This is a genomic window from Patulibacter medicamentivorans (genome assembly GCF_000240225.1).
GTDB classification, from domain to species: Bacteria; Actinomycetota; Thermoleophilia; order Solirubrobacterales; family Solirubrobacteraceae; genus Patulibacter; species Patulibacter medicamentivorans.
Genome location: NZ_AGUD01000106.1, coordinates 24,778 through 33,846 on the forward strand (window position 1 = coordinate 24,778; position 9,069 = coordinate 33,846).

Sequence of the window (9,069 nt, forward strand, 5' to 3'; positions counted from 1 at the left end):
GAGCGGCGCGGGGCCTTCGGCGGTCCGGTCGGGTGCCATCCCTATCCTGTGCCAGATGGACGAACGGCTGCTCGCCGAGCGGCTGGTCGGGTACGACACCTCACGTCCGGATGGCCTGCGGGCCGCCGGCGGGTTCGTCAAGGGCTGGCTCGAATCACACGGGATCGACGCGCACGAGCGCGATCACGACGGGTTGCCCGTGCTCCTGGCCAGCGTCGGGCCGGACGTCGGGCTGCGCCCGCCGACGGTGATCCTCCACGGGCACCTCGACGTGGTGCCGGGCCACAGCGAGCAGTTCGTGCCCAGGATCGAGGGCGAACGGCTCTACGGTCGCGGCACCTACGACATGAAGGGCGGCCTGGCGGCGATGCTCTGCGCGCTGCGCGACTGCGCGGCGGTGGTCGACCAGCATCCGGGCATCGGCCCGCGCGTGCAGCTGGTCGTCGTCCCGGACGAGGAGAGCGAGCAGGTCGACCGGCGCTCGACCGACACGCTGGTCCGCGAGGGCGTCCTGCAGGGGGACTTCGCGATCACGGGCGAGCCGACCGAGCTCCAGATCGGCGTCCAGGCGAAGGGCGTGCTGGCGGTGCGCGCGGCGGTCCACGGGACCAGCGCCCACGGCTCGACCCCGTGGGCCGGCGACAACGCGGTCCTGAAGGCCTTCGATGCCTTCCGGCGAATCGAGACCCTGCCCTTCAGTCGCCAGAGCAGCGACCTCTACGACCGCCCGTCGATCAACCTCTCCCGGATCGCCGGGGGCGAGGCGTTCAACATGGTGCCCGACCGCTGCGAGATCACGATCGACATCCGCTACGTGCCCGGCCAGGATCCGCAGGAGATCCTCGGCCAGATCCGCACGGTGCCCGACCTCGAGGTGCTGCGGGTGCTCGAGCGGGGACCGGCGATCGTCTCGCGCGCGAACCCGTTCGTGGTCGCGCTCCGCGACGCGGTCGGCCGTACCGGCCAGGGCGCCGGCCTGGCCGTCGGCCGTGACGGCGCCTCCGACGCGTTCGCGTTCCTCGAGGCGGGGATCCCGGCCGTCGAGTTCGGTCCCGAGGGCCACGGCCATCACGGCCCCGAGGAGTGGGTCTCGATCCCCTCGCTCGCGCGCTACCGCCGGTCGCTGGTCGAGTTCGTCCGCGCCGTGCCGGCGGCCGCCGCCGCCAGCGTCGATCGGACGGCCGCCGCAGCGCCCGGCACCGCCGACGACGACGCCGACCCGCTGGCCGGCCTCGCGGTCGAGGCCGACACCGCTCAAGCCGCGGCCCAGTCCGGGCCGGCGGGGGAGCCCGACCGATGAGCCTGCCGATGATCGACCGTCCGCCCCGTCCGGGCATCGCCTTCGCCCTGCGCTTCCTGCTGGCCGGGATCATCGTGGTGGTCTTCGCCGGGGCCGCGGTCGCCACGACGATCGAGAACGAGGCCCAGAAGTCGATCGACGCGCTCGGGCCGGAGACGAAGATCAAGGGCCTGGAGGGCGTGCTCTCCGACGTCCAGCCGGGCAAGCCGCAGACGATCCTGCTGGTCGGCGACGATCGCCGCCTGGACGACGCCAAGGGCACCCCGACCCGCTCGGACACGATGATCCTGGTGCGGCTGGACCCGGACGCGAACGCGACCACGATGCTGTCGCTGCCGCGCGACCTGCTGGTCGACATCCCCGGCCAGGGCCGCACGAAGCTCAACAACGCCTACTCCGGTGGGCCGAAGGAGCTGATCAAGACGATCCAGACGATGCTCTCCAAGCCGGACGAGCCGTTCCTGATCCACCACTTCGTCTCGATCCGCTTCGGCGCCTTCTCGCGCGCGGTCAACTTCTTCGGCTGCTTCTACGCCGACATCGACCGCAAGTACTTCAACCCGCCCGGCACCGGCTGGGCGGCGATCGACGTCGACGCCGGCTACCAGCGGATCTGCGGCGAGAAGTCGCTGGACTACGTCCGCTTCCGCCACCAGGACAGCGACCTCGTCCGCGAGGCGCGCCAGACCAACTACCTGGCCGAGGCGCGGGCGCAGATCGCCAACTCGCAGCTGCTGGAGCAGCGCAACGACCTGCTGCGCGCGATCCGCCGTTACGTCAAGACCGACATCGGCTCGGCCAAGGGGCTGCTCGGCGTCATCCGGCTGGCGGTCGACGTGGCCGGCAACCCGACCCAGCGAGTCACGCTGCGGGTCGGCGACGCGGGCGACAAGGTCAGCGTCGTGACCACGCCCGACGCGCTGGCGACCGCCGCGACCCAGTTCCTGCACCCGGGGACGATCCCGGGCAAGAAGACCCGCGCCGCCCGCGACCAGGCGGCCAAGAGCGGCCAGAAGGCGGCCCGCACCAAGGTCCGGCGGCGCACCGCGCGGACCCCGAGCACGCTCTTCGCCAACCCCGACGCGGCCCGTCAGGTGATCGCGGGGTCGATCGCGGGCAACGCCCGGATGCCGATCTACTACCCGAAGCTGATGCGCACGTCGGGGCGCTACCGGCCCGACGACTCGCGCGGCTACGACCTGCAGTCCGAGGACGGCGACTCCTACCCGTGGCAGGCGTACCGGCTGGTGATCGCCGAGGGCGGCGTCGGCCAGTACTACGGCATCCAGGGCACCACCTGGAAGGAGCCGCCGATCCTCAAGCTCGCCGACGACGAGGAGCGGATCGGCGGCCGCAAGTGGCGGGTGCAGTACGACGGCAAGAAGATCCGGCGGCTGATGTGGAGCAGCGGCCGCGGCACGTACTGGATCAACAACACGCTCTCCAACGAGCTCTCCAACCCGGAGATGCGCGCGCTCGCCCGCTCGTTCACGCGCTACTCCAAATAGCGAGCCGCGGACTCGCCAGGCGAAGTCCTTCGGTAGCCTCCTCCGTCTCATGTCCGCTGCACGAGAGCCCATCGGCGTCATCGGGACCGGCTATGTCGGACTCGTCACGGCGGCCGGCTTCGCCGAGCTCGGGAGCGACGTCGTCTGCGTCGACATCGACGCCGAGAAGGTCGCCCGCCTCAACCGGGGCGAGATCCCGATCTACGAGCCCGGCCTCGCCGAGCTGGTGGCCAAGAACCGCGAGCGCCTGACGTTCACGACCGACATCGCGCCGGCGCTGGAGCGCGCCCGGCTGCTGTTCGTGGCCGTCGGGACGCCCCCGACGTACTCCGGCGACGCGGACCTCTCGGCGGTCAACGCCGTGGTCGGCGCGATGCCGGCGTCGGATCGCCACGCGCTGGTGATGAAGTCGACCGTCCCGGTCGGCACCGGCGCCAACACCAAGCGGCTCTTCGCCGAGCAGGGCAAGTCGGGCTTCCGCTACGTCTCGTGCCCGGAGTTCCTCAAGGAGGGCACCGCGGTCGCCGACTTCCTCGCCCCCGACCGGGTCGTCGTCGGCGACGACGGCGACTGGGCCGGCGACGCGGTCGTCGACCTCTACCGCCCGCTGCTGGTCCCCGACGAGGGCGGCAACGGGCCCGGCCAGCTGGTTCGGACCGACATCGCCTCGGCCGAGATGGTCAAGCTCGCGTCGAACGCGTTCCTGGCGACCAAGATCTCGTTCATCAACGAGATCGCCAACGTCTGCGAGGAGACCGGTGCCGACGTCGTCGAGGTCGCCCGCGGGATGGGCCTCGACGAGCGGATCGGCCCGAAGTTCCTCAACGCCGGGATCGGCTTCGGCGGGTCGTGCTTCCCGAAGGACGTCACGGCCCTCAAGCAGCTGGCCGGCAACTCGGGGTACCACTTCCAGCTCCTGAACTCGGTGATCGAGGTCAACGAGCTGCAGAAGCGGCGCGTCATCGGCAAGCTCGAGAAGCACCTCGGCGGGCTCGTCGGCAAGCGGATCGCGCTGCTCGGCCTGGCCTTCAAGCCGAACACCGACGACATGCGCGAGGCCAGCTCGCTGGTGCTCGCGGCGCGCCTGCAGGCCGCCGGCGCGGACGTCGTCGCCCACGACCCGATCTCGGGCGAGGTCGCCAAGCCGATGCTGCGCGGGGTCGAGCTGGCCCCGGACGCGCTCAGCGCCGCCCACGGCGCCGACGCGGTCGTGCTGGTGACCGAGTGGCAGGAGTTCCGCGACCTCGACCTGGCGGATCTGCGCGCGGCGATGCGCGGCGACGTCCTGATCGACGGCCGCAACGCGCTCGACGGCGAGGCCGCCGTCGCGGCCGGCCTCCGCTACGAGGGCATCGGCCGCACCGCCCGCAGCGCCGCGCCGGCCGCCGCCGGCGTCTGAGGCGAGTCGCCCGTGCAGGCAGTGATCCTCGTCGGCGGCCAGGGCACCCGCCTGCGGCCGCTGACGACCAACCGCCCCAAGCCGCTGGTCCCGCTGGTCGACCGGCCGTTCATGGCCTACATGCTCGAGTGGGTCGCCACGCACGGGATCACCGACGTGGTGATGTGCTGCGGCTTCCTCGCCGACTCGATGGTCGAGGCGCTCGGCGACGGCTCGCGCTTCGGCGTCCAGCTGACCTGGGTCGAGGAGCCGGAGCCACGCGGCACCGCCGGCGCCCTCAAGTTCGCGCAGGAGCACCTCCACGACCGCTTCGTGATGCTCAACGGCGACGTCCTCACCGACCTCGACCTGTCCGCCCAGATCGCGCACCACGAGCAGGCGGGGGCGACCGGCACGCTGGCGCTGGTGCCGGTCGAGGACCCGACCTCGTACGGGCTCGTGCGGCTCAACGGCGACAGCTCGGTCGAGGGCTTCCTCGAGAAGCCGAACCCGGACGAGATCGACACGGACCTGATCTCCGCCGGCGCCTACGTGCTGGAGCGCTCCGTCCTGGACCTGATCCCCGACGGGCGGATGGTCTCGATCGAGCGCGAGGTCTGGCCGCGGCTGGTCGGCGACGGCCTCTACGGCTGCGTCCACCGCGGTGCCTACTGGATGGACATCGGGACGCCGCACCGCTACCTCGAGGGCACCGCCGACATCCTCGCCGGGCGCGTCCGCACGCAGGTCACCGAGCGCTTGAAGGACGGGCCGGTCGATCCCAGCGCGACCGTCGCCCCCGGAGTGATCGTCGATCGGGCGTCGCTGGTCGACCGCGGCGCCGTGCTCGGGCCGCGCGTGACGATCGGCGAGGGCAGCGTCGTCGGCGCTGGCGTGCGGATCGACGAGGACGTGATCCTGGAGAACGCGGTGCTGCTCGACGGGGCCACCGTCGCGTCCGGTTGCCGCCTGCGGGACTGCGTCGTCGGGTCCGGTGCGCGGATCGACCGTGGCACGCACCTGTCCGACGCTGCGATGATCGGCGACGGCGCCACCATCGGCGCCAACAACGTCCTGGCCCGCGGGATCCGGATCGCGCCCGGCGCGAACCTCCCCGCCGGGTCGATCCGGTTCTGACCGACGGCCACCAGCCGCGCAGGAGACGCCATGAACCCCCCGACCGCCATCACCACCACTCTCGACCCGCCCGCCGTCTCCGCGGTCGACGTCAGCGACCAGTTCGCGGACACGCTGGCGCTGGGCGACCACCTGCGCGACGCGATGTGGAAGGCCGAGTCCGCCGGACTCGGCTCGTGGGACAGCCGCGGCGGCCTGGTCGTCGCCGGGATGGGGGGCTCGGCCGTCGGCGGGATCCTCGGACGCGCCGCGCTGGCCGACCAGGCCGGCCGGCCGATCCTGTCGGCCAAGGGCTACGAGCTGCCGCCGTGGACGACCGACGACACGACGGTCCTCTGCGCCAGCTACAGCGGCAACACCGAGGAGACGCTGGCCTGCTTCGAGGCCGCCGGCGTGATCGGCGCCCGGCGGGTCGTCGTGACCTCGGGCGGGACGCTCGGCCAGCTGGCCCGCGAGGAGGGCGTGCCGGTGATCCCGGTCGCCGGCGGGCTCCAGCCGCGGGCGGCCGTCGGCTACATGGTCGTCGCGGTGCTCGAGGTGGCCGCGGCCTGCGGTGCCGGGCCGTCGCTGCGGACCGAACTGGACGTCGCCGCCAACGCGCTCGACGCGCTGGCGCGCGAGTGGGGCCCGGCCGGACGCGAGGACGGCGAGGCCAAGACGCTGGCCCGCGCCCTCCACGGCACGGTCCCGGTGATCACCGGCATGGGGCTGACGACGCCGGTCGCCTACCGCTGGAAGTGCCAGATCAACGAGAACGCCGAGCGGCCCGCCTTCTGGAGCGAGCTGCCCGAGGTCGACCACAACGAGATCGTCGGCTGGGGCGGGGCGGCCAGCGTCGGCCAGCTCTCGGCGGTCCTGCTGGAGGACTGCGACGCGCACCCGCGGCTGGTCCGCCGGGCCGAGCTGACCGCCGAGCTGATCGCCGATCAGGCGGCCGGCGTCCACCGGGTCCGCTCACGCGGCGAGACCGCCGTCGAGCGCGTGCTGTCGCTGGTGCTGCTCGGCGACCTCGTCTCGCTGTACCTCGCGGTCCTGGCCGGGGTCAACCCGGAGCCGGTCGAGGTCATCGAGCGGCTCAAGGCACGGCTGGCCGAGGACGGCTGAGCCGTCGCGGCGCCGGGTCGCCCGGCGCCGCGCGAACGCCGTACAGCGGCCGGTCGCGGAGGTCGCGATGGCAACACGGCAGGTCGCGAGGGTGCGGTAGCGTTGCCCCCGCATGCTGTCCGCCATGGTCCTCGCCGCCGGTCTCGGTACCCGCCTGCGGCCCCTCACGTTCGAGCTTCCGAAGCCGATGGTGCCGCTCCTGGACCGGCCCGCGATGGCGCACACGGTCGACCTGCTGCATCGGCACGGGATCGACCGGATCGTCGCCAACCTGCACTACTTCCCGGACACGATCCGGGACTACTTCGGCGACGAGCTGGAGTACTTCCTCGAGGAGGAGCTGCTGGGGACCGCCGGCGGCGTCCGCAACGCCCGCGAGTTCTTCGGCGACGACCCGTTCCTGGTGATCTCCGGCGACGCGCTGACCGACCTCGACGTCACGCGGCTGCTGGAGCGCCACCAGAGCGCCGGCGGGGTCGCGACGCTCTGCGTCACGAAGGTCTCCGACACCAGCGAGTACGGGGTCGTGATCCACGACGCCGACGGCCGGATCCAGGGCTTCCAGGAGAAGCCGCACCCCGACGAGGCGCTCTCGGACCTGGCGAACTGCGGGATGTACCTGTTCTCGCCGGAGATCTTCGACTACTTCCCCGACACCCCGTTCGTCGACTTCGCGACCGACGTCTTCCCGCGGCTGCTCGAGGCCGGGGTCCCGTTCCACATCCACGAGCTGGACGAGTACTGGAACGACGTCGGATCGCTCGACGAGCTGCGCAACGGCACCTTCGACGCGCTCCGCGGCGAGCTGCACCTGGAGGCGCTGCCGGACGCGGGGCCCGAGGCGATCGTCGTCGGCGACGGCTCGTCGCTCGACGCCGCCGAGCTGGTCGAGGGTCCGATCTGGGTCGGCAAGGACGTGACGATCGGCGCCGGGGTCCGCCTGCAGGGCCCGCTGGTGATCGGCGACGGCTCGGTGGTCGGCGAGGGCTCGGCGCTGAAGCGCTCGATCGTCCTGCCCGGCACCACGATCCAGTCGAACACCATCTTGATCGAGGCGATCACCGGCCAGACCGGGATCGTCAGCGCGCTCCGCCCGCGGGCCGAGACGCGCGTCGGCGCGGCCTGAGGCGCGGCGGCGCGCGGCGGCGGGCGGCGCGCGGCGGGCCCGCGCGACTGGTGCGCGTTTGGCACCTCACAGGTGCCAAACGCGCACCAGTGGTGGGGCGGCGCCTCGAGTCGCCTGGCGTGGTGGCGGTGGCTGGGGTCGGGTCGGTGAGCCACCACCAGCCAGACCACCAGCCGCAACTCTCCATCGAGCCGCCAGGCCAAGCCCGACCCGAGCCACCGACCGATGCGACAACCAGCCGCGCCGACCGACCGCCTCTACCGGCGGGGGCCCCGCCGAACCCGCCCTACTCCTCGTCGCCGGCCACGCTCGCGCGCAGGGCGAGCCCGCCGCCGACGGCGGGCTCCTCGTCGACCGGCTCGGCCTGGCCCTCGCGCTCGGCGGCCTCGCGGCGGTCGAGCAGGCGCTCCTCGCGCTGGGCCCGCAGCTCGGCCTCCTGGAGGCCGCGGATGAACAGGGCGCCGAAGGCGACGCCCATGATCAGGACCTGCTCGGTGGCCATCAGGGCACCGGCCATCGCCTGGTCGGCGACGGGGGAGAGGCCCCACCACTCGACGCGGTGGTCGTAGAACGAGTAGATCGCGCTGGGGGCGAAGGTCAGCAGGGCGCCGAGCAGGCCGACGGTGATCTTCGTGATCCCCATGTAGGCGACCGGCCCCATCGCGGTCATCCGCTCGCGGGTCGGGATCGGGCGCAGCAGGTGCCACCAGTAGAGGAAGCCGACCCCGGTGAAGGTCATGTGCTCCAGCAGGTGGATCGTCTCGCTGCGGGCGGCGGCGTCGTAGAACGTCGGGATGTGCCAGAACCACATGCCCGCCGTGTAGGCCACCAGGCCGAACCAGGGCCGAGCGAGGAATCCGACCCGCTGCTCCAGCCACTGCACGCGGCGGGTGATCGGCCGCATCAGCACGCGGTTGAGGCCGAACAGCAGCAGCAGCGGCATCAGGTCCAGCAGCATCAGGTGCTGGACCATGTGCATCACCAGCAGGTAGTCCCCGAGCTTGTCGATCGGGTTGCCCTGGGCGACGACCAGGGTCAGCGCGCCGGCGACCCAGGAGAGCAGGCGCCAGATCGGCGCGTCGTCGCGATCGGCCGAGCGGCGGACCCGGATCCACCGTGGCACGTACGCCGCGAGCAGCAGCAGCGCCAGCAGCACGGGCGCGACTTCGGGACTCCACGTGATCGGGGGAGACACGGCACAAGTGTGGCGCAGTCGCCCCCTTTCGGCGGTGCGGGCCGGCGCGCGAGGATCGGGGGATGGCCCGCGCCCTCGATCTGCTCTCGGCGCTCGTGGCGCCCGACCGCTGCCTGCACTGTCGCGGCCCGGCGCGGGGCGGCGCGCTGCTCTGCGACGGCTGTCGCGCGGCGCTGCCGTGGCTGCCGGTCGACGGCTGCCCGCGGTGCGCCCTGCCGCGCCGCTGCGCTCCGGGACGCTGCCCCGCTCGAGACGCGCCGTTCACCGCCGCATGGGCCCCGCTCGCCTACGAGGGGCCGGCGCGGACGCTCGCCCTGGCGG

The 9,069-nt window shown here is 72.7% G+C and carries 7 protein-coding genes and 1 pseudogene; 7 read left to right on the top strand and 1 reads right to left on the bottom strand.

What is annotated here, in order from left to right; all coding sequences use genetic code 11:
- The first annotated feature begins 55 nt into the window (after nt 1–55).
- The 6 genes from PAI11_RS08950 (at nt 56) to PAI11_RS08975 (ending at nt 7,553) form a co-directional block, all read left to right on the top strand.
- Entirely contained in the window at nt 56–1,300 is a 1,245-nt protein-coding gene (locus PAI11_RS08950; protein ID WP_007573323.1) for a M20 family metallopeptidase, read from the top strand.
- Nucleotides 1,297–2,808, top strand: coding sequence for an LCP family protein (locus tag PAI11_RS08955; RefSeq protein WP_007573326.1), 1,512 nt, complete (start codon nt 1,297–1,299; stop codon nt 2,806–2,808). The genes PAI11_RS08950 and PAI11_RS08955 overlap by 4 nt, the downstream gene beginning before the upstream one ends.
- Before the next feature lie 49 nt (nt 2,809–2,857).
- Nucleotides 2,858–4,207, top strand: coding sequence for a UDP-glucose dehydrogenase family protein (locus PAI11_RS08960; RefSeq protein ID WP_007573328.1), 1,350 nt, complete (start codon nt 2,858–2,860; stop codon nt 4,205–4,207).
- A gap of 12 nt (nt 4,208–4,219) precedes the next feature.
- Complete coding sequence (locus PAI11_RS08965) at nt 4,220–5,323, top strand: nucleotidyltransferase family protein (protein WP_040599414.1); 1,104 nt, start codon at nt 4,220–4,222, stop codon at nt 5,321–5,323.
- Nucleotides 5,324–5,353: 30 nt separating this feature from the next.
- Nucleotides 5,354–6,427: a bifunctional phosphoglucose/phosphomannose isomerase gene (locus tag PAI11_RS08970; RefSeq protein ID WP_007573332.1), complete on the top strand. Its 1,074-nt coding sequence runs from the start codon at nt 5,354–5,356 to the stop codon at nt 6,425–6,427.
- A gap of 112 nt (nt 6,428–6,539) precedes the next feature.
- Nucleotides 6,540–7,553: a nucleotidyltransferase family protein gene (locus PAI11_RS08975; RefSeq protein WP_081488338.1), complete on the top strand. Its 1,014-nt coding sequence runs from the start codon at nt 6,540–6,542 to the stop codon at nt 7,551–7,553.
- Nucleotides 7,554–7,839: 286 nt separating this feature from the next.
- Here the strand turns inward: PAI11_RS08975 and PAI11_RS08980 are convergent, their stop codons facing one another.
- The gene (locus PAI11_RS08980; RefSeq protein ID WP_170320708.1) at nt 7,840–8,748 is read right to left on the bottom strand and encodes a cytochrome c oxidase assembly protein; all 909 of its coding nucleotides are present in this window, start codon (nt 8,746–8,748) and stop codon (nt 7,840–7,842) included.
- 62 nt (nt 8,749–8,810) lie between these two features.
- Here PAI11_RS08980 and PAI11_RS08985 point away from each other — a divergent pair.
- A pseudogene (locus PAI11_RS08985) lies at nt 8,811–9,069 on the top strand (hypothetical protein); the annotation flags it as partial.